Genomic DNA, 22,614 nt, shown 5'->3' on the forward strand with positions numbered 1-22,614 from the left:
CATGACCGCCGTCCTGCGCATCCTGCTGCGCCGCACCGCCCTGCTGGTGCCCCTGCTGCTCGGCATCGCCCTGTTCGTGTTCCTGGTGATGCGGTTCTCCGACGCCGACCCGGCGTCCGCGTTCTTCCAGGGCGCCAACCCCACCCCGCAGCAACTCCACGACTTCCGCGAACGCAACGGCCTCCTCGACCCCCTGCCGCTGCGCTACGTCCACTTCGTCGGCGGCCTGCTCCACGGCGACCTCGGCACCAGCGCCCTCACCCGCACCCCGGTCCTCGACCAGGTCCTCACCGCCCTGCCGCTCACCCTCCAGCTGACCTTCCTCGGCCTCGGCATCGCCGTCGTCCTGGCGCTGGCAGGAGGCGTGACCGCGGCCATCCACCGGGACCGGGCCGCCGACCAGGCCATCCGTGTCCTCTCCCTGGTCGGGGTCGCCGCCCCCGCCTTCTGGCTGGCGCTGCTGATGATCCAGTACCTCGCGGTCGACCGCGGCTGGTTCCCGTCCGGCGGCTACATCAACCCCGAGGACTCCGTCACCGGCTGGCTCAGGACCATGGCCCTGCCCGCCCTCGCGCTCTCCCTCCCGGTGGCCGCCCAGCTCACCCGGATCGTCCGCACCTCGGTGGTCGAGGAACTCGACAAGGACTACGTCCGCACCGCGATCGGCAGCGGCCTGCCGCCCCATGTCGTGGTCGGCCGCAACGTCCTGCGCAACGCCCTGGTCAACCCCCTGACCGTGCTGGGCCTGCGGGTCGGCTACCTGCTCGGCGGCGCCGTCGTCATCGAGACCATCTTCGCCCTCCCCGGCATGGGCAAGCTGATGATCGACGCCGTCCAGAACGGCGACCCCGCCGTCGTCCAGGGCGTCGTCCTCACCACCGCGACCGGCTTCGTCGTCGTCAACCTCGTCATCGACATCCTCTACCTGCTGGTCAACCCGCGCCTGAGGGAGGCCACATGACGACGTTCACCCGCGCGGCCCTCACCGCCGCCCTCGCCCGCCCCGGCGTACGCCTGCGCAGGCTGTCACCGCTGTCGAAGACGGCCCTCGCCTTCCTGACCGTGATCGTCCTGGTGGCGGTGTTCGCCCCCCTCCTCGCCCCCGACGACCCCCTCACGCAGCAGGCCCCCGTCGACGGCACCGGCCACCCCTCCGCCGGCCACTGGATGGGCCAGGACAGCCTCGGCCGGGACATCCTCAGCCGGCTGATGTACGGCGCCCGCTGGTCCCTCGCCATCGGCCTCGGCGCGACCGGCCTCGCCCTGGTCGCCGGCGCCCTGCTCGGGGCCCTCGCGGCCACCTCCCGCAAGGCCGTCGACGAGACCCTGATGCGCTGCCTGGACGTGGTGATGGCGTTCCCCGGCATCGCGCTCGCCGCCGTCCTGGTAGCCGTCTTCGGCGGCGGCATCACGGTCCTGATCTGCGCGATCGCCTTCCTGTTCACCCCGCCGGTGGCCAGGGTCGTCCGCGCCAACGTCCTCGACCAGTACGGCGAGGACTACGTCACCGCGGAACGCGTGATCGGCGCCCGCACCCCGCACATCGTCGTCCGCCACGTGGCGATCAACTGCCTCGCCCCCGTCCTCGTCTTCTGCACGGTCCAGGTCGCCGAGGCCATCGTCTTCGAGGCGTCCCTGTCCTTCATCGGCGCGGGCGTACGGCCCCCCGACCCGTCCTGGGGCAGCGTCATCGCCGACGGCAAGAACATGGTCCTGACCGGCGGCTGGTGGGCCACCCTCTTCCCCGGCCTGCTCATCCTCCTCACGGTCCTCTCCCTCAACATCCTCTCCGAGGGCGTCTCGGACGCGTGGGCGTCACCGGCGGCGAGGGAGCCGGAGCCGGCGGAGTCCGATCCCGTGGAGGCCGGCGAGCCCGGTGCGGTCCTGGAGCTGCCCGGCCTGGCGGAGGCGGGGGAGCGACTGCGCCGACGCGCCCGGCCCCTGCCCTCCCAGGAGGGCCCGCCGGTGCTGTCGGTCCACAACCTCACCATCGGCTTCGCCGACCGCCACCGGGGCGTGAACATCGTCGACGGCATCGGTTTCGAGGTACATCCCGGCGAAGTCCTGGGCTTGGTGGGGGAGTCGGGCTGCGGAAAGTCCCTGACCGCACTCACGATCATGGGGCTCCAACCCAAGGAGGCACGGGTAACGGGCCGAATCGACTACTACGCCGGTGAGTCGACGCGCCCCAAAGGGGCGCGGGGAACTGCGCGAGCAACCCCCACCGACCCGCACCCGCCCGTCGACCTGACCACCCCCCACCGCCGCCTCCTCGGCCACGAGATCGCGATGGTCTACCAGGACGCCCTGTCCTCCCTGAACCCCTCCATGACCATCAACGCCCAGCTGAAGCAACTGGTGAGACGCGGCGGACACCGCACCCCCGCCGAACTCCTCACCCTCGTCGGCCTCGACCCCACCCGCACCCTGCGGAGCTACCCCCACGAACTCTCCGGCGGCCAGCGCCAACGCGTCCTGATCGCGATGGCCCTCTCCCGCGACCCCCGCCTGATCATCGCCGACGAACCCACCACCGCCCTCGACGTCACCGTCCAGGCCCAGGTGATGGAGCTCCTGCTCCGCCTCCGCGAGGAACTCGGCTTCGCGCTGATCCTGGTCTCGCACGACCTCGCCCTGGTCGCCGACGTCACCGACCGGGTGGTGGTGATGTACGGCGGGCAGATCGTCGAGACCGGCGTCACCGCCGAACTGGTCGGCGCCCCCACCCACCACTACACGCGCGGCCTGCTCGGCAGCGTGCTGTCGCTGGAGTCCGGGGCCGAGCGGCTCACCCAGATCAGGGGCGTGGTGCCGTCCCCCGCCGACTTCCCCGCAGGGTGCCGCTTCAGTGACCGGTGCCCGGCGGCGACCGACGTCTGCCGTACGACACCACCGGGCCTCGTCGGCACCCCCACCCACACCGCGGCCTGCCACCACCCGGCCGTCGACCTGGCGGCGAGCACGGAGGCGGTGACGTGAGCGCGGTGGAGCTGACCGGTGTCGACGTGGTCCACAGGGCCCGTGGCGGGGGCGTGTTCGGGCGGGACCGGGTGTACGCGCTGACCGGCGCCGACCTCACCGTGGCGCCCGGTGAGACGGTCGGTGTGGTCGGCGAGTCGGGGTGCGGGAAGTCGACGCTGGCGAAGGTGCTGGTCGGCATCCAGCGGCCGACGGCCGGGACGGTCACCTTCCACGGCCGCGATCTGTGGGCGATGCCGCAGGCCGAACGCCGGACGACCGTCGGCGCGAGCACCGGCATGGTCTTCCAGGACCCGTCGACGGCCCTCAACCGCCGCCTGTCCGTACGCCGTATCCTGCGCGACCCGCTGGACGTCCACGACCGCGGCACGAAGGCCGAACGGGAGGACCGGGTACGGGAGCTGATGAGCCTCGTCGGCCTGCCCCGGGCCCTCGCCGAGGCCCTCCCCGGGCAGCTCTCCGGCGGCCAGCGCCAGCGCGTCGCGATCGCCCGCGCCCTCGCCCTGGACCCCGACCTGGTGGTGGCGGACGAACCGACCAGCGCCCTGGACGTCTCGGTCCGCGCCCAGATCCTCAACCTCCTCCTCGACCTGCGGGAACGCCTCGGCCTCGCCCTGGTCTTCGTCTCCCACGACATCCAGACGGTACGGCGGATGAGCGACCGGGTGATCACCATGTACCTGGGCCGGATCGTCGAGGACACCCCGGCCGCCGACGTCACCGACCACGCCCGGCACCCGTACACCCGGGCCCTGTTCTCGGCCACCCCGGGTCTGCTCAACCCGATCGACCCCATCCCGCTCACGGGGCCGGTGCCGTCGGCGACCCGGCCGCCGTCCGGGTGCCCGTTCCGCACCCGCTGCTGGCGGGCGGACGACGCGTGTGCCGTCCGCATGCCTGACTTCTCGGCCGCGTCACGGCCCGGTCACCGCTACCGCTGTCATCACCCCGTGGATCCTGTGGAGGAGGACCAGCCGAGCCACAGCCTGCCCAGGGAGCCCTGATGACGCTGCCCACCCCGCTGACCGGTGTCGTACCGCCCGTCTGCACGCCCCTGACACCGGACCGCGAGGTGGACGTCGCCTCCCTGCGCAGGCTCGTCGACCATCTGACGGCGGCCGGGGTGGACGGCCTGTTCGTGCTGGGCTCGACGTCGGAGGTGGCGTACCTGACGGACCGGCAGCGCAGGCTGGTCACCGAGACGGTGGTCGGCCACGTGGCCGGCCGGCTCCCGGTCCTGGCGGGCGTGATCGACATGACGACCCCCCGGGTCCTGGACCACGTCGCGTCCGTCACCGCGGCCGGCGCGGACGCGGTCGTCGTCACCGCCCCGTTCTACACCCGCACCCACCCCGCCGAGATCGCCCGCCACTTCCGCCTGGTCGCCGAGCGGTCCCCGGTTCCGGTCATCGCGTACGACATCCCGGTCGCCGTCCACACCAAGCTCCCCGCCGACCTGGTGCTCGAACTGGCCGCCGACGGGGTGCTGGCCGGGCTGAAGGACTCCAGCGGCGACCTGGCGGGCTTCCGCGAGGTCGTCACGGGCAGCAGGGGGCTGTCCGGCTTCAGCGCGCTGACGGGGTCCGAGCTGACCGTCGACTCGGCGCTCGCGCTGGGCGCCGACGGGGCGGTCCCGGGCCTCGCCAACGTCGACCCGGACGGGTACGTCCGCCTGGACCGGCTCTGCCGGGCGGGCGACTGGGAGCGGGCGCGGGCCGAGCAGGAGCGGCTGTGCGGTCTCTTCCGGATGACCGGCGTCGGGAACCCGGCCCGGATGGGCGGCAGCTCGGCGGGGCTGGGGGCGTTCAAGGCGGCGCTGCACCTGCGCGGGGTGATCGACTGCCCGGCCACCGCCGAGCCCCAGGTGCCGCTGTCGCAGGAGGAGACCGAGTGCGTGGCGAAGTACCTCGCGGGCGCGGGCCTGATGTAGCGGCCGCCGCGGCCCGCTGCGGGTCCCGGGACAGACTCCGGCCGAGTCTAGGCACGCAGCGCCACACCGGTGATGCGAAGCGTGAAATTCCCAGGGGCGGGGGAGCCAGGTGAGGTGAACGCGATGAACCTCCCCATCGGCTCCTGTGCCGTCGACACCCGTACCGGACGGCTGGGCATCGTCATGGGCCACGAGGGCCCCTACGTGCAGTTGCGGCCGTACGGGGGAGGACGGGAGTGGGACGCGCACCCGGACGCCGTACGCGTCGCCACCCAGGCCGAACGGCTCAGCGCGGCCACCGCCCACGCCAACGCCCGCAGCCGCGGCGAGGCGTCCTGAAGGTCGCCTTGCCCCACGCCCCCTTCCGAAGGCAGGGCAGAATGGGCCCATGAGCCTGTTCCGCGACGACGGCATCGTGCTGCGCACCCAGAAGCTGGGTGAGGCGGACCGCATCATCACGATGCTCACCCGCGGACACGGCCGGGTGCGGGCCGTGGCCCGTGGCGTTCGGCGGACCAAGTCGAAGTTCGGGGCCCGGCTGGAACCGTTCTCCCACGTCGACGTGCAGTTCTTCGCCCGGGGGAGCGAGCTGATCGGGCGCGGGCTGCCGCTGTGCACGCAGAGCGAGACCATCGCGCCGTACGGCGGCGCGATCGTCACCGACTACGCGCGGTACACCGCCGGGACGGCCATGCTGGAGACCGCCGAGCGGTTCACCGACCACGAGGGCGAGCCGGCCGTGCAGCAGTACCTGCTGCTCGTGGGGGGTCTGCGGACCCTCGCCCGCGGGGAGCACGCCCCGCACCTCGTCCTCGACGCCTTCCTGCTGCGCTCCCTCGCCGTCAACGGCTACGCGCCCAGCTTCGAGGCCTGCGCCAAGTGCGGCATGCCCGGACCGAACCGCTTCTTCTCGGTCGCCTCCGGCGGCAGCGTCTGCGTCGACTGCCGGGTGGCCGGCAGCGTCGTACCCTCTCCGCAGACCCTGGTTCTGCTCGGCGCGCTGCTTACGGGAGACTGGGAGACCGCGGACGCGGCCGAGGCCCGGCACGTCCGGGAGGGCAGCGGGCTGGTGTCGGCCTATCTGCACTGGCATCTGGAGCGCGGGCTGCGCTCGCTCAGGTACGTAGAGAAAAGCTAGCGGGAAGAGCTAGCGGGAAAAGCCAGAGGGAGACGAGAAGCACATGGTCGTACGCGGGATCCTGGGGCGCCAGCGCCGCGAGTACAGGACGCCGGAACCGCACCCGTCCGGCGCCCGCCCGCCGAAGCTCCCGGGCGAGCTGGTCCCGAACCATGTGGCGATCGTCATGGACGGGAACGGCCGCTGGGCGAAGGACCGCGGGCTGCCCCGCACCGAGGGCCACAAGGTCGGCGCCGAGCGCGTCCTCGACGTGCTGCAGGGCTCCATCGAGATCGGCGTCCGGAACATCTCGCTCTACGCCTTCTCCACCGAGAACTGGAAGCGCTCACCCGAAGAGGTCCGCTTCCTGATGAACTTCAACCGCGACTTCATCCGCAAGACCCGTGACCAGCTCGACGAACTCGGTATCCGGGTGCGCTGGGCGGGCCGGATGCCCAGGATGTGGAAGTCGGTGGCCAAGGAGCTCCTGGTCGCCCAGGAGCAGACCAAGGACAACGACCTGCTCACCCTGTACTTCTGCATGAACTACGGCGGCCGGGCCGAGATCGCCGACGCGGTGCAGGCGATCGCCGAGGAGGTGAAGGCGGGCCGCCTCGACCCGTCGAAGATCTCCGAGAAGACCATCCAGAAGCACCTGTACTACGGGGACATGCCGGACGTGGACATGTTCCTGCGGCCCAGCGGCGAGCAGCGCACCTCCAACTACCTGCTCTGGCAGAGCGCTTACGCCGAGCTGGTCTTCCAGGACGTGCTGTGGCCCGACTTCGACCGCCGTGACCTGTGGCGGGCGTGCGTCGAATTCGCCTCCCGCGACCGGCGGTTCGGCGGCGCCATCCCCAACGAGGAACTGCTGGCCATGGAGGGCCGTACGGAGGAGAACCCCTCCGGCATCTGACGGCCATTCGGCGTTCATGAGGGCCGTCGAGGATGCGGAAGATCCATCGCTGGCCACCCCCGGTCGTCTCCCGCCTCTGGAACGGTCCTCATGAAGCGCGTCATCCCCGTCCTCTCGCTCGGCGCCCTGCTCCTGACCGCGCTGCCCGCGCACGCCACGGACACCGGGCTCACCCACCGCGACAGCTACGGCACCAAGGCCGTCTACTCCCCCGGCCAGAACCCGCGCACCTACCAGCAGCCACCCGCCGGTTACACCGCCGTCTTCACCGAGAACGTCTCCCGGCACGGCTCCCGCTCCGCCACCGACGGCGAGGACGGCGACACGATCCTCGCGCTCTGGAACCAGGCGCAGGCCGACGGCCAACTCACCGCGCGCGGTGAGAAGTTCGGCCCGGACGTGCAGGCCCTCGAAGCGGCCATGAGCGCGATCGGGTACGGCAACCTCAGCGGCCGCGGCAAGGACGAACTCCGCGCCACCGCCGTCCGCCTGGAGAAGCGCCTGCCGTCCCTCTTCTCCTCGATCGCCGAGAACGGCGAGAAGATCGACGTCGTCAGCTCCGGCCAGGGCCGCGCGGTCGACAGCGGTACGGTCTTCGCCACCGCCCTCACCGACGCCGACCCGGCGCTGAAGTCCTCCCTCGGCACCGCCCGCGTCGACAAGAACCTGCTCTACTTCCACAAGTCGGCCGGCGGCGCCGACTACCAGAAGTGGCTGGCGAGCGACGAGCGCCTCGCCTCGACCCTGAAGTCGATCACCGACCAGCCGGCCTCGCACAAGGCGGCCGCCCGGGTCCTCGGCAGGATCTTCAAGCCGGCCTTCGTCCAGCGCATCGTGAACGGCGAGTTCGCCGCCACCGCCGACGACATCACCGCCGCCACCGCCGTCTACAACCTCTACGCCATCGCGCCCGCCATGGGCGAGGAGAGCCCGGACGGCAAGGGCTGGGACTTCGACCGCTACATCGCCCCGCGCGACGCGGCCTGGTTCGGCTACCTCAGCGACGCCGAGGACTTCTACCAGAAGGGCCCGAGCTTCTCGGACAGCGACATCACCTACAAGATGGCGGACGTCCTGCTCGACGACTTCTTCGAGCAGGTCGAGGCCAAGCGGGACGGCACCAGCACGCTGGGCGCGGAACTCCGCTTCACGCACGCCGAGGAGATCATCCCGCTGGCCGCGCTGATGCGGCTGCCGGGCAGCGAGAAGGCGGCGACGCCGGGCGAGACGTACACGTACGCGAACAACACGTGGCGCGGCGCCGAGGTCGCCTCCCTCGCCTCCAACATCCAGTGGGACGTCTTCAAGAAGGGCGACGACTACCTGGTGCGGATGCTCTACAACGAGAAGGAGATCGCCTTCAAGGCGGGCTGCAAGCCGATCTCGAAGCACAGCAAGTTCTACGACCTGAACGAGCTGGAGAAGTGCTTCGACCGGAGCTGACCGGCGCCGGTACGATCCGCCCCATGGTCATGGACATGGGGCGGGACGCCGGACAGGGCGTGGTGGAGCTGGCCTACCGGCCGGTCGCGGAGGATTTCCTGGGGGCGCTGCGGGAACGCGAGCGGTTGAGACGGCGGAGGTGGCTGCGGCACTGGGCCCTCGGTCTCATCGCGTTCGCCTTCGTGCTGAACGGGTCCCTCTCGGTGGCGGGGAGCGAGCGGCCCGACTGGTTCCTGCTGATCTGGATGCCGTTGGCCGTGGTCCTGCTGTGCCTCACACCCCGGCTCCAGGCCCGCGCCTTCCTCAAGCTCGCCGCCCGCAACGGCACGTACCGTGCGACCGTGGGGGACGCCGGGCTGACGATGGCCACCGACAACAGCACGACGTCGGTCAACTGGGCGGCGCAGCCCCGCTATCGGGAGACGAAGGACGCCTTCGTCACCTACAGCGACGACAAGAACGCCTCGTGCTTCACCGTGCTGCCCAAGCGCGGCCTCCCGGACCCCGCCGACGTCGACCGGCTGCGCGCGATCCTCGACCGGCACCTCACGCGCGCGTAGCCGAGCAGCCCCCCGCGGACCCCGCGCAGTCCGCGCACGTACCGAAGATCTCCACGGTGTGGGCGACGTTGACGTACCCGTGCTCGGCGGCGATGGCCTCGGCCCACGTCTCCACCGCCGGGCCCTCCACCTCCACGGCCTTGCCGCAGGCTCTGCAGACCAGGTGGTGGTGGTGCTCGCCGGTGGAGCAACGGCGGTAGACCGACTCGCCCTCGGACGTGCGCAGGACGTCCACCTCGCCGGCGTCGGCGAGGTTCTGGAGCGTGCGGTAGACCGTGGTCAGGCCGACCGAGTCGCCCTTGTGCTTGAGCATGTCGTGCAGTTCCTGCGCGCTGCGGAACTCCTCGACCTCGTCCAGGGCCGCCGCCACGGCTGCCCGCTGACGGGTCGAGCGGCCCTTCACGGGCTGTCCAGCGGTCGTCACCGGTTGCCTCCTCACGTCACTGCCTCTGCCGGGCCATTGTGCCAGCCCGGGCCGAGGGCGTTCAGACGCCGACCTCGTCGGCGGCCCCCCGGGTGGCCGGAATCGCGCACTCCGCCGGATCCCCGGCGGGCCGTCGCGCGGCGGCCGCGCGGGCGCGTCGGCGGGCCAGCGGGGTGGCCAGCACGCTCAGCACGATGAACGCGGCGATGGTCAGCAGGACGATCGTCGCACCCGGCGGGACGTACTGGTAGTACGACGTGATCGTGCCCCCGATCGTCACCGTCACACCGATCGCGACGGCGATCGCGAACGTGGCCGCGAAGCTGCGGCTCAGCTGCTGGGCCGCGGCCACCGGAACGACCATGAGCGCGGAGACCAGCAGCAGGCCCACCACCCGCATCGCGACCGTCACGGTCACCGCCGCCGTGATCGCCGTCAGCAGGTTCAGCGCCCGGACCGGCAGTCCGGTCACCCGCGCGAACTCCTCGTCCTGGCTCACCGCGAACAGCTGCCGGCGCAGGCCGAGGGTGACCAGCAGGACGAAGGCCGCCAGCAGGCAGATCGCGGTCACGTCGGACTCGGACACCGTCGACAGCGAGCCGAAGAGGTACGACATCAGGTTGGCGTTGGAGCCGCCGGGCGCGAGGTTGATCAGCATCACCCCGCCGGCCATCCCGCCGTAGAAGAGCATCGCGAGCGCGATGTCGCCGCGGGTACGGCCGTACCAGCGGATCAGCTCCATCGCGATCGCGCCCAGCACCGACACCGCCGTCGCCATCCAGACCGGGGACGTCGAGAGCAGGAAGCCGAGGCCGACGCCGGTCATCGCGACGTGGCCGATGCCGTCGCCCATCAGGGCCTGGCGGCGCTGGACCAGGTAGATGCCGACGGCGGGGGCGGTGATGCCGACCAGGACGGCGGCGAGCAGGGCCCGCTGCATGAAGGCGTAGTTCAGGAAGTCCATCAGCTCAGCAGTCCTGTGCGCAGTGGTGTGTGCTCGTCGTGGGGGTGGACGTGGTCGTGGCCGGGGAGGGCGTGCTGGCCGACGGCGCGCGGGGGCGGGCCGTCGTGGAGCACGCAGCCGTCGCGGAGGACGACCGCGCGGTCGATCAGCGGCTCCAGCGGGCCCAGTTCGTGCAGGACGAGGAGGACCGTGGTGCCCTGCCCGACCTGCTCGTGCAGGGTCTGCGCGAGGATCTCCTGGCTGGCCAGGTCGACGCCCGCCATCGGCTCGTCCATGATCAGCAGCTCGGGCTCGGCGACCAGCGCGCGGGCGATCAGCACCCGCTGGTGCTGGCCGCCGGAGAGCGCCTCGACGTTGTCCTTGGCCCGCTCCGCCATGCCGACCAGGCCGAGCGCGTGCCGTACGGCCGCGTGGTCGGCCTTGCGGAAGAGGCCGAAGCGGGTGCGGGAGAGGCGGCCGGCGGAGACGACCTCGGTGACGGTGGCGGGCACGCCACCGGCCGCGGTGGTGCGCTGCGGGACGTAGCCGACCCGCGACCAGTCCCGGAAGGTACGGCGGGGGGTGCCGAACAGCTCGACCTCGCCGCCGCTCACCGGCACCTGGCCGACGATCGTGCGGATCGCCGTCGACTTGCCGGAGCCGTTCGCGCCGAGCAGCGCGACGACCTCACCGCGGTGCACGGTGAGGTCGATGCCGCGCAGGACGGGGCGCGAGCCCAGCTCGGCGGTGACGCCGCGCAGGGATATGACGGGCTCGCCGCTCATCTCGTCGTCTCCTGTCCCTTGGCGTGTCACTTGGCGCCCAGTGCCTGCTGGAGCGCCTTGAGGTTGGCTTCCTGGACCGCGAAGTAGTCCCTGCCGCGGGACTTGGCGGTGATGCCCTCGATCGGGTCGAGGACGTCCGTCTTCAGCCGGGCGTCGGCGGCGATGGTCTTGGCGGTCTTGTCGCTGACGAGCGTCTCGTAGAACACGGTGGTGACGCCGTCGGCCTTGGCCATGGTCTCCAGGTCCTTGACGCGGGCCGCGCTCGGCTCCGACTCGGGGTCGAGGCCGTTGATGGCCTCCTCGGTCAGGCCGTAGCGCTCGGCGAGGTAGCCGAAGGCGGCGTGGGTGGTGATGAAGACCTTGGACTTCGTGTCGGCGAGGCCGTTCTTGAACTGGGTGTCGAGCGCGTCCAGCTTCTTCACCAGGGCGGCGGTGTTCTTCCTGTAGTCGGCGGCGTGGTCCGGGTCGGCCTTCTCGAAGGCCTTGCCGACGCCCTGGGCGACCTGGGCGTAGCGCACCGGGTCGAGCCAGATGTGCGGGTCGAGGCCGGACAGCTCCTCGTTCTCGGAGGTGTCGTGCGAGGCCGCGTGCCCGCCGACCTCGTTGCCGTGCTTCTCCAGCGTGGTCAGGGAGGCCGCGTCGATCTTCGTCTTGACGGACGACTGGGCGACCGCGTCGTCGACGGAGGGCTGGAGGTTCTTCAGATAGAGGACCGCGTCGGACTTCTCGATCCCGATGATCTGCTTGGGGCTGATCTCCAGGTCGTGCGGCTCCTGGCCGGGCTGGGTGAGACTGGTGACGTGGACGTGGTTGCCGCCGATCTGATCGGCGAGGTAGGCCATCGGATAGAACGACGCGACGACGTCGAACTTGCCGGTCTGGGCCGCCGTGGCGTCGCCGCCGCAGGCCGTGAGGGTGGCTATGCCGAGTGCGGTGACGGTGGTCGCGGCGGCCGTGGGTATGAGGCGGCGTCGTACGTTCATGAGAGTCATTTTCAACAAATATGGAAACCGTTGTCAACAAGCCTGGGTGAGAGGCCGGTAAGGGACACCGATTTGATTGAGGGGGAGGCCCCGCCGGTAACCTGAAGCATTCGCTCTGAAGCATCTCGCTTCGTCGCCCGTCGTCGTAATGAAGAGAGCACCGTGGCCGCCGACAAGATCGACACCATCGTCAGCCTGAGCAAGCGCCGTGGCTTCGTATTCCCGTGCAGTGAGATCTACGGCGGTCAGCGTGCCGCCTGGGACTACGGGCCGCTGGGTGTCGAGCTCAAGGAGAACCTGAAGCGCCAGTGGTGGCGTTACATGGTGACGTCGCGCGAGGACGTGGTCGGTCTCGACTCGTCCGTCATCCTGGCCCCCGAGGTCTGGGTGGCCTCCGGTCACGTCGCCACCTTCACGGACCCGCTGACCGAGTGCACCGCCTGTCACAAGCGGTTCCGCGCGGACCACCTGGAGGAGGCCTACGAGGCCAAGCACGGCCGCCTCCCGGAGAACGGCCTGGCGGACGTCAACTGCCCGAACTGCGGCAACAAGGGCCAGTTCACCGAGCCCAAGCAGTTCTCGGGCCTGCTCTCCACCCACCTCGGCCCGACCCAGGACAGCGGCTCCGTCGCCTACCTGCGCCCCGAGACGGCTCAGGGCATCTTCACCAACTTCGCCCAGGTGCAGACCACCTCGCGCCGCAAGCCGCCGTTCGGCATCGCGCAGATGGGCAAGTCCTTCCGCAACGAGATCACGCCCGGCAACTTCATCTTCCGCACCCGCGAGTTCGAGCAGATGGAGATGGAGTTCTTCGTCAAGCCGGGCGAGGACGAGAAGTGGCAGGAGTACTGGATGGAGCAGCGCTGGAACTGGTACACCGGCCTGGGCCTGCGCGAGGAGAACATGCGGTGGTACGAGCACCCGAAGGAGAAGCTCTCCCACTACTCCAAGCGCACCGCTGACATCGAGTACCGCTTCCAGTTCGGCGGCAACGAGTGGGGCGAGCTGGAGGGTGTCGCCAACCGCACCGACTACGACCTGAACGCCCACTCCAAGGCCTCCGGCCAGGACCTCTCCTACTTCGACCAGGAGGCCGGGGAGCGCTGGACGCCGTACGTCATCGAGCCGGCGGCGGGCGTCGGCCGCGCCATGCTGGCCTTCCTCCTGGACGCGTACGTCGAGGACGAGGCACCGAACGCCAAGGGCAAGCTGGAGAAGCGCACGGTGCTCCGCCTGGACCACCGCCTCGCCCCGGTCAAGGTCGCGGTCCTGCCGCTGTCCCGCAACCCCGAGCTGTCCCCGAAGGCCAAGGGCCTCGCCCAGGCGCTGCGCGGGCACTGGAACATCGAGTTCGACGACGCCGGTGCGATCGGGCGCCGCTACCGCCGCCAGGACGAGATCGGTACGCCGTACTGCGTGACCGTCGACTTCGACACGCTCGAGGACAACGCGGTCACGGTGCGCGAGCGCGACACGATGAAGCAGGAGCGGGTCTCCCTGGACCAGATCGAGGGTTACCTCGCCGGGCGCCTGCTGGGCTGCTAGGTCCGCGCCGCTTCCTCCTCCTTCGCCCACCCGCCACCCGACTCGGTCGGCTGGAGGGTGGGCGTTCTGGTTCCCTACAGGTCCAGGTCCACGTACAGCGCCGCGTGGTCCGACGCCTCCGTGAGTTTCGATGTCACCGTGTCGAAGGACTTGATGCCGTCCGCGAAGATGCCGCGGGTCTCCAGGCCCACGTGCTGGACCTCGTGCCACAGCGGCGGCGGCAGCAGCAGGTAGTCGATCTTGTCCTGGAGCCGGGAGCACTCCCCGTGCGTGCCGGGCTCCCCGTGGTAGGAGGGGTGGCTCATGACATCGCGCAGCCCGGTGGCCAGAAGCTGCGCCACCGCATCGCTCTCCGGGTCGTCGTTGAGGTCCCCGGCGACCATGACGTGCGGGGTGCGCTCCGCCGCCGCCCGGTAGATCTCCGTGACCCGCCTGGCCTGGGCCAGCCGCAGCTCCGGGTCGTCGCGGAACTTGCTCTTGAGGTGGTTGCCCAGGATCACCAGCGGCGTTCCGTCGAGCTGGATCTCGAACTCGGGGCAGTCACGGCTGAACAGCCGGTCGGCCGGATGGTCCGGGTCGGTGTCGAAGAGGTGGGACCGGACGGACGAGATCGGGTGACGGCTGAGGATCCCGATGTCGATGCCCCGGGGGTCGTTGCCGTCGATGAGCAGGTTGTACGGGTACGGCCGTCTGCCCAGCGCATCCGCCAGGACGTGGGTGTTGAAGCGTTCCAGGGTGAGCCGGTCCTCCACCTCCACGGTCAGCAGGATGTCGGCGTCGACCTCCGCGACCACCCGCCCGGTGTTCCGCACCATGCTCATGTCCAGGTCGTCCTGCCCGAGTTCGGCCCAGCCGGTCCATGAACCCCGGCCGGTGGCGATGATGTCCTGAGGGGTCTTCGGCGGCCTGGTCGTGTCGAACAGCCCGGTGTGCTTCCCCGGGCGGGACTGGTTGATGACGATCGGCGGCGGGCCCTTCGGGTTCGGGTGCTTCGGGTCGTCGATGTCGAACGCCCGGTACTTCGTGACGATCCGGACGATCTCCGTCTTGTCGGTGTCCGAGTACGTAGGCAGGTCGAGGACGGCGACCAACTTGGCGAAGTCGTCGAGGACTTGCTCCCGGTCGGCCGGATTCTCCAGGCGGAAGACAGTGGGCCGGCGGAAGAGGTTCTCCATGTTGAACGTGGCGATACGGATGGTCATGGCGGGCCTCCTCGGCAGCGCGAGAACACCGCCCGGAACGGCCGGCGGCAGGCGCCGCCGGTGACTGCTCGCCGGCACTTCCATTCTCGGAGCCCGGACGGTGTCTGTCGAACGGAGGGCGGGGCCGGCCTCCGCGGCCCGGCCCCGCCCCGCCCGCCCCGGCACCGGGCGGGCTCAACGCCCCTGAAGAGACTTCACGTTGTCGCCGAACGTCCAGTTCTTCGAGCCGTCCCAGTTGATCGACCAGGTCATCAGGCCCTTGAGGGACGTGCCGTAGTGGTTCCAGGCCTGGGAGACCAGGGACGGGGACATGTAGCCGCCGCCCGCCCCGGACTGCGCGGGCAGGCCCGGGACCTGCTTGTCGTAGGGCACCTTGATGGTCGTACCCTGCACGACCAGCCCCTTGTTGAGGCAGTCGGTCTGTGCGGTGAAGCCGGCGACCGTGCCGGCCGCGTACGAGTCGCCCGAGCAGCCGTACATGCTGCCGTTGTAGTACTGCATGTTGAGCCACCACAGGCGGCCGTTGTCGGCGTACTTCTTGACGATCGGCAGGTAGGCGCCCCAGATCGAGCCGTAGGTGATGCTGCCTCCGGTGACGTACGCCGTCTCCGGGGCCATCGTGAGGCCGAAGTTGGAGGGCATCTGGGCGAGGATGCCGTCGATGATGCGGACCAGGTTGGCCTGGGAGGTGGAGAGCTGGCTGATCGACCCGCTGCCCACCAGGCCGGTCTCGATGTCGATGTCGATGCCGTCGAAGTTGTACTTCTTCAGGATCGGGACGATCGTCGAGACGAACTTGTCGGCCACGGTGGCGGAGCTGAGGTCGATGCCCGCCGCCGCGCCGCCGATCGACAGCAGGATGGTCTGGCCGGAGGCCTTGGCCGCGCACATCTCCGCGGGCGTGGCCACCTTCACGCCGGTGTCCATGCCGTCCTCCCAGAGGGCTGTTCCGTCGGAACGGATCACCGGGAAGGCCGCGTTGATCACGTTGTAGCCGTGGGCGGCGATCCTGGAGTCGGTGATCGGGGTCCAGCCGAAGGGCGGGTGGACGCCGTTGGCGGAGCCGTCCCAGTTCTCCCAGTAACCCTGCAACACCTTGCCCGCGGGACGGGACTTGACCGCGCAGGTGTCGGCGGCCGAGGCGGGGGCGGCGGCGGGGAGCTGGGTGAGCGCTGCGGTCGTGAGCGCGGCGGCGAGCAGGGCGAGGGTGCGGCGGATCATGCGAGGCCTCCCGGTGGGGTCGGGGCGCGGCGCGGATGTCGTAGACATGACAGTGCTCGTGGTCCAGACCTCACGTCAATAGGTCTGGACCATTCGGGCCGACTGGAGTGACTATGGAATGACAGATATTGAAATCTGTCAGCTGTCATGCCAAGGTGGAGCCATGACGACGCACACCCGTTCCCTCGGATCCACCGGCCCCCAGGTCTCCGCCCTCGGCCTCGGCTGCATGGGCATGTCCGCGCTGTACGGCGAGGCCGACCGCGCCGAGTCGATCGCCACGATCCACGCCGCCCTCGACGCCGGCGTGACCCTGCTCGACACCGGTGACTTCTACGCCATGGGCCACAACGAGATGCTGATCGGCGAGGCCCTGCGCACCGCCCCGGCCGCTCTCCGCGAAAAGGCGCTGACCAGCGTCAAGTTCGGCGCCCTGCGCGACCCGGACGGCGGCTGGAACGCCTACGACGGCCGCCCGGCCGCCGTGAAGAACTTCGCCGCCTACTCCCTGCAGCGGCTCGGCGTCGACCACATCGACGTCTACCGGATCGCCCGCGTCGACCCGGACGTGCCGATCGAGGAGACGGTCGGCGCCATCGCCGAACTGGTCGAGAAGGGGCACGTCCGGCACATCGGCCTCAGCGAGGCGAGCGTGGCCAACATCCGGCGGGCCGCTGCCACCGCGCCCATCTCCGACCTCCAGATCGAGTACGCGATCATCACCCGCGACATCGAGCGGGAGATCCTGCCGACCACCCGTGAGCTGGGCATCGGCATCACCGCGTACGGCGTGCTCTCCCGGGGGCTGATCTCCGGCCACTTCACCCGCGACCGGCAGCTCGGCGCGGGCGACTTCCGGGCCTTCTCACCGCGCTTCCAGGGCGACAACCTCCAGCACAACCTCGACCTCGTCGAGGCGCTGCGCAAGATCGCCGACGAGAAGGGCGTGACGGTCGCGCAGATCGCCATCGCCTGGGTGATCTCCCGGGGCTCGCAGCACAACAACGACATCGTGCCGCTCGTCGGCGCCCGCACCCGCGAGCGGCTCGCCGAGTCGCTGGGCGCGCTGGACGTCACCCTGGACGCGGCCGACCTGGCGGCGATCGAGGAGGCCGTGCCGGCGGACGCGGCGGCGGGCACCCGCTACCCGGCCGCGCAGATGAGCCATCTCGGCACCGAGCACTGACCGCGGCGCCAGGTACCGTCTAGGCCATGGCAGCGACGTCCCCGACCCCGACCCCGGCCCTGACCGCCGAACGCATCCTCGAGGCGACCGAGGAGGTGCTGCGCCGGCACGGCCCGGCCAAGGCCACCGTGGTGGACGTGGCCCGCGCGCTCGGCGTCAGCCACGGCAGTGTCTACCGGCACTTCCGGACCAAGGCGGCGCTGCGCGAAGCGGTGACGAAGCGGTGGCTGGACCGCACCTCGGAGCAGCTGTCCGGCATCGCGGCCGGCGACCGGGACCCGGAGGCCCGGCTGCGCGACTGGCTGCGGGCCCTGTTCGACGCGAAGCGCCGCAAGGCGGGCGCCGACCCCGAGCTGTTCGCCACCTACATGGTGCTGGTCGACGAGAACGGCCCGGCGGTCACCGAGCACATCGCCGACCTGACTGGGCAGCTGACCGCGATCATCGCGGACGGGGCCGGGACCGGTGTCTTCACCGTGCCCGACCCCGCCGCCGCGGCCCGGACCGTCTTCCAGGCCACCGGCCGCTTCCACGACCCGGGCTACGCGCGGGAGTGGGTGCGGCCGGAGGCCGAGGCGGACTTCGGGTCGCTGGTGGAGCTGCTGCTGCGGGGCCTCAGCTCACGTTGACCGTCACGGTCGGGGAGTAGACCTTCTTGCCGACCGCCGAGACCCGCAGGTGCTCGGTGCCCGGGGTGCTGAGCTTCGTGGTCAGCGAGTAGGAGCTGCCGTTCTTGACCTTCGCGGTCGCCTTGAGCGGGATCCACTTGCCGCCCATCTGGTGCTCGAGCACCAGCGGCCAGCCGACCTTCAGGCCGGAGGTGCGGCCGGTGACGGTCACCGAGTCACCGGGCTTGACCGAGGTCGTGTTCGCCTTGGCCGAGATCGAGCCCATGGTGGTCGGGCTCGGCTTCGGCTTCGGCTTGGCGCTCATGGTGGGCGTCGGGGTCGGCTTCGGCTTCGGCTTGGCGCTCATGGTGGGCGACGGGGTCGGCTTGGCCTCGGTGGCGAAGGCCCCGGCGGAACCGGCCGACAGCAGGGCCACGGAGAGCGCACCGGCCGCGAGGGCTCGGGAGATCTGGCGCTGGGTGGTGTGCATGGAAGTACTCCTGTCGAGGGACGGGGGGACCTCTCAAGGCTTGGCCGGGTCGCGCCGGGCGGCGACCCGGGCGCTCTCGGAAGCGGTGTGCACCGCCTTGGGATTCGGTAAAGACCGCAGGTGGCAACGGGTGCTCTGACCTTGTGATTCCTGTTCGGAAGCTCACCCGAACGGCGTAACGCGCGAGCTAGGCGGTGACCCGCCAGAAGTCCCGCATCAACGGGGTCGGCGTCGGACCCGTCATGGCCGTCTGTGTCAACAGGACCGTGACCGTGCCGGTGGCCGGGACGAGGTGTGCGGTGGTGCCGGTGCCGCCGACCCAGCCGTAGCGGCCGGGCACCGACCAGGGCTCGGCCGGGGCGACGTCGACCGAGCCGCCGTACCCCCAGCCCTGGCCCTCCAGGAACAGCGCGGCGCGCTCGCGCTGGGCCGCCGTCAGGTGGTTGGTGGTCATGCGGCTGACCGACGTGGCGGTCAGGAGACGGCGGCCGTCCGGGGTGGCACCGGCGTTCAGCAGCAGCCGGGCGAACGCCAGCCAGTCGTCGGCCGTGGAGACGAGGCCGCCGCCGCCCGAGGGGAAGCGCGGCAGGGCGCTGTACGCGCCGTCCGGGGTGTCCGTCAGGCGCAGGGTGCCGTCCGCGGCGGGGGCGTAGGAGAAGGTGAAGCGGTGCCGTTTCGACGCGGGCACCTCGAACGCCGTGTCCCGCATGCCCAGCGGCTCGAAGATCCGCTCCGCCAGGAAGTCGGGGAAGGTGCGGCCCGACACCCGGGCGACCAGGATGCCCTGGAGGGCGGACGAGGTGCCGTACAGCCAGGCCTCGCCCGGCTGGTGCAGCATCGGCACCTGGGCGAGCAGGCCCAGCCAGGTGTCCGGGTCCGGCCAGTCCCGGAAGGGGCGGCTGTGGTCCTGGATCGCGGACAGGGCCCGCACGGCGGGCAGCGAGAAGTCGTCGGCGAGGCCCCAGCCGGTGCGGAAGTCGAGCAGGTCCTCGACGGTGACCGGGCGGACCGCCGGCACCACGTCGTCGACGGGGCCCGCGGGCGTACGGACCACCATCGGCTTCGCCAGCTCCGGGAGCCAGTCGGCCACCGGGTCGCCGAGGCCGATCCGGCCCTCGTCCACCAGCATCAGCACCGCGGCGGCGGTGATCGGCTTGGTGACCGACGCGATGCGGAAGACCGAGTCCCGGGCCATCGGGGCGGACCCCTCGACGTCGGTGTGCCCGACGGCCACCACCTCGACGTCGTCGCCGCGGGCCACGAGGCCGACGGCTCCGGGGACGGTGCCGGCCTCGACGTGGCGGCGCAGGGCGGCGTGCAGCGGGGAGACGGTCATCGGTCGTCCTTCCGGTGGGCGCGGTGTCGGCCGGTACGACTCCCGCGCCCGCGGAAAGTCATCGCGAGGGCTGGGTGCCCGCGGGGTCCACGGTGGCCTGGTGGGCCTCGGCCAGATGCTCCTCCGCCTTCAGCCAGGGCAGGAACTGCGCGCCCTTCTGCCAGCCGCAGGTGTCGCATTTGATCGTGCGCTGCACCCCCGTGCGCTGCACCCGGACCACGTGTTCCCGGCCGTGCTGGTCCCAGCGGCTGACCTTGCTCTCGTCGATCTGCGACATTGACGCCTCCGGAGTCTGTGCCCGGTCTGCTGTCCGGTACGTGTCGACGGCGGGTCGACGGCAAGGAGTGTGCAACAAGACCAACATCAACGGGGATTTCTTCACCGGGTTTTGTCGAGGATGTCCCCGGAGTTCACACGGCGGACGAGACCCGGCCGCGCCGGACGAGGACGAGGTCAGGGCGGGCCGGGGGGTACCTTCCGAAACCTCCCGGTCTCAACCGCCGGATCATGAGCCGGACTTGGTCTACCGGCGGAAACCCTGGACAGGGAATTGACCCTGGCTCAAGATGAAAGCGACCTTGTGAAGCGGCCACCGGCACGGAGAGGCGATGCTGCCGGATCCTCAACGTTTCCTGGCCGTTGCCGGCCGCCGGATCGCGCGCGCCGAGGGCGCTGCCCAGGCCGTCGATGAGCTGTACCGGGTGACGGTCCCGGACCTTGCGGACGGGATGTTCGTCTACCTCGGCGACCGCTCGCCGGACGGGGCGGAGCCGGAGCGCCTGGAGTTGAACGGGGTACCCGCCCAACTCGGCGGCGTCATGGGCGGGACGCCCCCGCAGTCGAGACCGGTGGCGCCCGACGGCGCGCTCGCCGCTCTGCTGCGCTGCGGCAGGGCACGCGGCCGCGGCCCGGACGACGTGGACGAGGCCCTCCGCGAACTCCTGGGGACGGCAACCCGGCTGCCGCAGGGGAACCGGGTCCTGCTCGCCCCGCTGCGCGCCCCCGACGCCGTCGTGGGCGTGGCGGTGTTCCTGCGGCGCCCGGACCGGGAGGACTTCGTGGACGACGACATCGCCCTGGCCGACGCGCTGTCGGCGCAGACCGCGCTCGGCGTGCGCGAGGACGCCCTCGCCTCCGTGCCGCCCGCCGCGCCGAAGGCCCCGGACGAGGACCGCCTCCGCTACGTCGGCGCCGCCACCCGGCGGATCGCCCGCGGCTTCGACACCGACGAGATCGTGCTCGGCCTGTGCCGGGCCGCCGTACCGACGTACTCCGACGCGGCCCTCGTCTACCTGCGCGACCCGCTCCCGGTCGGTGACGAACGCCCCAACGGCCCGGCCGTGCTGCGGCTGCGCCGCACCGACCGGCTCAAGGGCCCCGGCGCCGAGGGCCTGGTCTGGCCCGCGGAGACGGTGGACGACGAGCAGGACGACCTGGACGCCTCCGACTGGAGCGAGGTGGTGCCCGGCGGCGCCCTCGCCGAGGTGCTGCGCGGGGTCCGGCCGGTGTTCGCCGACACCCCGCCGACCCGTGACGCGCTGGGCGAACTCGTCGGCGCGGACAGCGCGTTGAACGACTGGGTCGGCTCGCACGCGATCCTCGCCCCGCTGCGCGGCCGCCGCCGGGTCACCGGCGCCGTCGTCTTCCTGCGCCGGCCCGAGCGCCCGGCGTTCGAGCCGGCCGACCTGCTGGTCGCCGCCCAGCTCGCCACCCACACCGCGCTCGGCGTCGACAAGGCCGTCCTGTACAGCAGGGAGGCCTTCATCGCCGACCGGCTGCAGCGCGCCATGCTGCCGCACTCCCTGCCCCGGCCGACCGGCGTCCGGCTGGCGGTGCGCTACCTCCCCGCCGCCGAGACCGCGCGGGTCGGCGGCGACTGGTACGACGCGATCCCGCTGCCCGGCAGCCGGGTGGCGCTGGTCGTCGGCGACGTCATGGGCCACTCCATGACCTCGGCGGCCGTCATGGGCCAGCTGCGCACCACCGCGCTGACCCTGGCCGGCCTCGACCTGCCCCCGCAGGAGGTCCTGCACCACCTCGACGAACAGGCCCAGCGGCTCGGCACCGACCGCATGGCCACCTGCCTGTACGTCGTCTACGACCCCGTCTCGCACCGCATGACCATCGCCAACGCCGGCCATCCGCCGCCGATCCTGCTGCACCCGGGCGGCAAGACCGAGGTCCTCACGGTGCCGCCGGGCGCCCCGATCGGCGTCGGCGGCATCGACTTCGAGGCGGTCGAGCTGGACGCCCCCACCGGGGCCACCCTGCTCCTCTACACCGACGGCCTGGTCGAGTCCCGGCTGCGCGACGTGTGGACCGGCATCGAGCAGCTGCGCGAGAAGCTCGCCGCCACCGCCCAGCTGACCGGGCCCGACCGGCCGCCGCCCCTTGAAGCCCTGTGCGACGAGGTGCTCGACATGCTCGGCCCGGGCGACCGGGACGACGACATCGCGCTGCTCGCCGCCCGCTTCGACGGCATCGCGCCGACCGACGTGGCGTACTGGACCCTGGAACCGGAGGTCGGCGCCCCCGGCCGGGCCCGCCGGCTCACCCGGCAGGCCCTGGCCGGCTGGGGTCTGGAAGACCTCACCGACACCGCCGAGCTGCTGGTCAGCGAGATCGTCACCAACGCCGTACGGCACGCCTCCCGCCCGATCAGCCTGCGGCTGCTGCGCACGGACGTGCTGCGCTGCGAGGTCGGCGACGACGTGCCGCAGCTGCCGAGGCTGCGCCAGGCCAAGGCCACCGACGAACACGGCCGCGGCCTGTACCTGGTGCACCGGCTGGCCCGGCGCTGGGGTACGACCCGGCTCGGCACCGGCAAGATCGTGTGGTTCGAACTGGGCGGCAGCGGCTGAGCGCTCCGCCTGCAGTGCCGCGATATGCCGTGTGCGGCGCCGTCGTGGCTGGTCGCGCAGTTCCTCCCCCAGCTTCGGCCGGGGG

At 71.3% G+C, this 22,614-nt stretch carries 22 protein-coding genes; 13 read left to right on the forward strand and 9 right to left on the reverse strand.

Annotated features, from left to right (window positions below; translation table 11 throughout):
- Window position 1: 1 nt before the first annotated feature.
- The 9 genes from ABT137_RS01320 (at window position 2) to ABT137_RS01360 (ending at window position 8,945) form a co-directional block, all read left to right on the forward strand.
- The gene (locus ABT137_RS01320) at window positions 2-961 is read left to right on the forward strand and encodes an ABC transporter permease (RefSeq protein WP_351700515.1); all 960 of its coding nucleotides are present in this window, start codon (window positions 2-4) and stop codon (window positions 959-961) included.
- Window positions 958-2,979, forward strand: coding sequence for a dipeptide/oligopeptide/nickel ABC transporter permease/ATP-binding protein (locus tag ABT137_RS01325; protein ID WP_351700518.1), 2,022 nt, complete (start codon window positions 958-960; stop codon window positions 2,977-2,979). The genes ABT137_RS01320 and ABT137_RS01325 overlap by 4 nt, the downstream gene beginning before the upstream one ends.
- Window positions 2,976-3,983, forward strand: a complete 1,008-nt coding sequence (locus ABT137_RS01330; RefSeq protein WP_351700521.1) for an oligopeptide/dipeptide ABC transporter ATP-binding protein — start codon at window positions 2,976-2,978, stop codon at window positions 3,981-3,983. Before ABT137_RS01325 ends, ABT137_RS01330 begins: the two co-directional genes overlap by 4 nt.
- Window positions 3,983-4,909, forward strand: a complete 927-nt coding sequence (locus ABT137_RS01335; RefSeq protein WP_351700524.1) for a dihydrodipicolinate synthase family protein — start codon at window positions 3,983-3,985, stop codon at window positions 4,907-4,909. The genes ABT137_RS01330 and ABT137_RS01335 overlap by 1 nt, the downstream gene beginning before the upstream one ends.
- Window positions 4,910-5,032: 123 nt before the next feature.
- The gene (locus ABT137_RS01340; protein ID WP_351700527.1) at window positions 5,033-5,248 is read left to right on the forward strand and encodes a hypothetical protein; all 216 of its coding nucleotides are present in this window, start codon (window positions 5,033-5,035) and stop codon (window positions 5,246-5,248) included.
- A gap of 49 nt (window positions 5,249-5,297) precedes the next feature.
- Window positions 5,298-6,047 carry a DNA repair protein RecO gene (gene recO, locus ABT137_RS01345; protein ID WP_351700530.1) on the forward strand — a complete coding sequence of 250 codons (750 nt, stop codon included), beginning with the start codon at window positions 5,298-5,300 and terminating at the stop codon, window positions 6,045-6,047.
- A gap of 43 nt (window positions 6,048-6,090) precedes the next feature.
- A complete protein-coding gene (locus tag ABT137_RS01350) occupies window positions 6,091-6,942 on the forward strand; it encodes an isoprenyl transferase (RefSeq protein ID WP_351700533.1) in 852 nt (283 codons plus the stop codon).
- 90 nt (window positions 6,943-7,032) lie between these two features.
- On the forward strand, window positions 7,033-8,385 hold the full coding sequence (locus ABT137_RS01355; protein ID WP_351700536.1) for a histidine-type phosphatase: 1,353 nt from the start codon (window positions 7,033-7,035) through the stop codon (window positions 8,383-8,385).
- 23 nt (window positions 8,386-8,408) lie between these two features.
- Complete coding sequence (locus tag ABT137_RS01360; protein ID WP_351700538.1) at window positions 8,409-8,945, forward strand: YcxB family protein; 537 nt, start codon at window positions 8,409-8,411, stop codon at window positions 8,943-8,945.
- Here the strand turns inward: ABT137_RS01360 and ABT137_RS01365 are convergent.
- The 4 genes from ABT137_RS01365 to ABT137_RS01380 form a co-directional block, all read right to left on the reverse strand.
- Window positions 8,932-9,369, reverse strand: coding sequence for a Fur family transcriptional regulator (locus ABT137_RS01365; RefSeq protein ID WP_351700541.1), 438 nt, complete (start codon window positions 9,367-9,369; stop codon window positions 8,932-8,934). The genes ABT137_RS01360 and ABT137_RS01365 overlap by 14 nt on opposite strands.
- Before the next feature lie 61 nt (window positions 9,370-9,430).
- Complete coding sequence (locus tag ABT137_RS01370; protein WP_351700544.1) at window positions 9,431-10,333, reverse strand: metal ABC transporter permease; 903 nt, start codon at window positions 10,331-10,333, stop codon at window positions 9,431-9,433.
- A complete protein-coding gene (locus ABT137_RS01375) occupies window positions 10,333-11,097 on the reverse strand; it encodes a metal ABC transporter ATP-binding protein (RefSeq protein ID WP_351700547.1) in 765 nt (254 codons plus the stop codon). The genes ABT137_RS01370 and ABT137_RS01375 overlap by 1 nt, the downstream gene beginning before the upstream one ends.
- 26 nt (window positions 11,098-11,123) lie before the next feature.
- Window positions 11,124-12,080 carry a metal ABC transporter substrate-binding protein gene (locus ABT137_RS01380; protein ID WP_351700550.1) on the reverse strand — a complete coding sequence of 319 codons (957 nt, stop codon included), beginning with the start codon at window positions 12,078-12,080 and terminating at the stop codon, window positions 11,124-11,126.
- A 162-nt stretch (window positions 12,081-12,242) separates the two neighbouring features.
- On the opposite strand from ABT137_RS01380, the gene ABT137_RS01385 reads away from it, so the two are divergent.
- Window positions 12,243-13,625, forward strand: a complete 1,383-nt coding sequence (locus ABT137_RS01385; protein WP_351700553.1) for a glycine--tRNA ligase — start codon at window positions 12,243-12,245, stop codon at window positions 13,623-13,625.
- A 74-nt stretch (window positions 13,626-13,699) separates the two neighbouring features.
- Here the strand turns inward: ABT137_RS01385 and ABT137_RS01390 are convergent, their stop codons facing one another.
- Both ABT137_RS01390 and ABT137_RS01395 read right to left on the reverse strand, forming a co-directional pair.
- Window positions 13,700-14,827 (reverse strand): endonuclease/exonuclease/phosphatase family protein, encoded by a 1,128-nt coding sequence (locus ABT137_RS01390; protein ID WP_351700556.1) that lies wholly within the window; start codon window positions 14,825-14,827, stop codon window positions 13,700-13,702.
- 174 nt (window positions 14,828-15,001) lie between these two features.
- The gene (locus tag ABT137_RS01395) at window positions 15,002-16,048 is read right to left on the reverse strand and encodes a chitinase (protein WP_351700559.1); all 1,047 of its coding nucleotides are present in this window, start codon (window positions 16,046-16,048) and stop codon (window positions 15,002-15,004) included.
- Window positions 16,049-16,211: 163 nt separating this feature from the next.
- Here ABT137_RS01395 and ABT137_RS01400 point away from each other — a divergent pair, with 163 nt between their 5' ends.
- Complete coding sequence (locus tag ABT137_RS01400; RefSeq protein WP_351700562.1) at window positions 16,212-17,234, forward strand: aldo/keto reductase; 1,023 nt, start codon at window positions 16,212-16,214, stop codon at window positions 17,232-17,234.
- 26 nt (window positions 17,235-17,260) lie between these two features.
- The gene (locus ABT137_RS01405; protein ID WP_351700564.1) at window positions 17,261-17,863 is read left to right on the forward strand and encodes a TetR/AcrR family transcriptional regulator; all 603 of its coding nucleotides are present in this window, start codon (window positions 17,261-17,263) and stop codon (window positions 17,861-17,863) included.
- Here the strand turns inward: ABT137_RS01405 and ABT137_RS01410 are convergent.
- The 3 genes from ABT137_RS01410 to ABT137_RS01420 all read right to left on the reverse strand — a co-directional run bounded on the left by ABT137_RS01410 (window position 17,850) and on the right by ABT137_RS01420 (window position 19,945).
- Window positions 17,850-18,332 carry a hypothetical protein gene (locus tag ABT137_RS01410; protein ID WP_351700567.1) on the reverse strand — a complete coding sequence of 161 codons (483 nt, stop codon included), beginning with the start codon at window positions 18,330-18,332 and terminating at the stop codon, window positions 17,850-17,852. The genes ABT137_RS01405 and ABT137_RS01410 overlap by 14 nt on opposite strands.
- Window positions 18,333-18,519: 187 nt before the next feature.
- A complete protein-coding gene (locus tag ABT137_RS01415) occupies window positions 18,520-19,668 on the reverse strand; it encodes a serine hydrolase domain-containing protein (RefSeq protein WP_351700570.1) in 1,149 nt (382 codons plus the stop codon).
- A 58-nt stretch (window positions 19,669-19,726) separates the two neighbouring features.
- Window positions 19,727-19,945, reverse strand: a complete 219-nt coding sequence (locus ABT137_RS01420; protein WP_351490475.1) for a hypothetical protein — start codon at window positions 19,943-19,945, stop codon at window positions 19,727-19,729.
- Between the two features lie 331 nt (window positions 19,946-20,276).
- On the opposite strand from ABT137_RS01420, the gene ABT137_RS01425 reads away from it, so the two are divergent.
- Window positions 20,277-22,529 carry a SpoIIE family protein phosphatase gene (locus ABT137_RS01425; RefSeq protein ID WP_351700573.1) on the forward strand — a complete coding sequence of 751 codons (2,253 nt, stop codon included), beginning with the start codon at window positions 20,277-20,279 and terminating at the stop codon, window positions 22,527-22,529.
- The last annotated feature ends 85 nt before the right edge of the window (window positions 22,530-22,614 follow it).

The sequence above is a fragment of the Streptomyces sp. NPDC001980 genome, from assembly GCF_040296885.1.
Taxonomy (GTDB): Bacteria; Actinomycetota; Actinomycetes; order Streptomycetales; family Streptomycetaceae; genus Streptomyces.

Excerpts from the sequence above, each read along its gene's own strand:
- ABT137_RS01320 (WP_351700515.1), top strand. The coding sequence starts at position 2 with ATGACCGCCGTCCTGCGCATCCTGCTGCGCCGCACCGCCCTGCTGGTG.
- ABT137_RS01325 (WP_351700518.1), top strand. The coding sequence starts at position 958 with ATGACGACGTTCACCCGCGCGGCCCTCACCGCCGCCCTCGCCCGCCCC.
- ABT137_RS01335 (WP_351700524.1), top strand. The coding sequence starts at position 3,983 with ATGACGCTGCCCACCCCGCTGACCGGTGTCGTACCGCCCGTCTGCACG.
- ABT137_RS01340 (WP_351700527.1), top strand. The coding sequence starts at position 5,033 with ATGAACCTCCCCATCGGCTCCTGTGCCGTCGACACCCGTACCGGACGG.
- recO (WP_351700530.1), top strand. The coding sequence starts at position 5,298 with ATGAGCCTGTTCCGCGACGACGGCATCGTGCTGCGCACCCAGAAGCTG.
- ABT137_RS01350 (WP_351700533.1), top strand. The coding sequence starts at position 6,091 with ATGGTCGTACGCGGGATCCTGGGGCGCCAGCGCCGCGAGTACAGGACG.
- ABT137_RS01355 (WP_351700536.1), top strand. The coding sequence starts at position 7,033 with ATGAAGCGCGTCATCCCCGTCCTCTCGCTCGGCGCCCTGCTCCTGACC.
- ABT137_RS01360 (WP_351700538.1), top strand. The coding sequence starts at position 8,409 with ATGGTCATGGACATGGGGCGGGACGCCGGACAGGGCGTGGTGGAGCTG.
- ABT137_RS01370 (WP_351700544.1), bottom strand. The coding sequence starts at position 10,333 with ATGGACTTCCTGAACTACGCCTTCATGCAGCGGGCCCTGCTCGCCGCC.
- ABT137_RS01375 (WP_351700547.1), bottom strand. The coding sequence starts at position 11,097 with ATGAGCGGCGAGCCCGTCATATCCCTGCGCGGCGTCACCGCCGAGCTG.
- ABT137_RS01380 (WP_351700550.1), bottom strand. The coding sequence starts at position 12,080 with ATGAACGTACGACGCCGCCTCATACCCACGGCCGCCGCGACCACCGTC.
- ABT137_RS01390 (WP_351700556.1), bottom strand. The coding sequence starts at position 14,827 with ATGACCATCCGTATCGCCACGTTCAACATGGAGAACCTCTTCCGCCGG.
- ABT137_RS01395 (WP_351700559.1), bottom strand. The coding sequence starts at position 16,048 with ATGATCCGCCGCACCCTCGCCCTGCTCGCCGCCGCGCTCACGACCGCA.
- ABT137_RS01400 (WP_351700562.1), top strand. The coding sequence starts at position 16,212 with ATGACGACGCACACCCGTTCCCTCGGATCCACCGGCCCCCAGGTCTCC.
- ABT137_RS01405 (WP_351700564.1), top strand. The coding sequence starts at position 17,261 with ATGGCAGCGACGTCCCCGACCCCGACCCCGGCCCTGACCGCCGAACGC.
- ABT137_RS01410 (WP_351700567.1), bottom strand. The coding sequence starts at position 18,332 with ATGCACACCACCCAGCGCCAGATCTCCCGAGCCCTCGCGGCCGGTGCG.
- ABT137_RS01415 (WP_351700570.1), bottom strand. The coding sequence starts at position 19,668 with ATGACCGTCTCCCCGCTGCACGCCGCCCTGCGCCGCCACGTCGAGGCC.
- ABT137_RS01420 (WP_351490475.1), bottom strand. The coding sequence starts at position 19,945 with ATGTCGCAGATCGACGAGAGCAAGGTCAGCCGCTGGGACCAGCACGGC.
- ABT137_RS01425 (WP_351700573.1), top strand. The coding sequence starts at position 20,277 with ATGCTGCCGGATCCTCAACGTTTCCTGGCCGTTGCCGGCCGCCGGATC.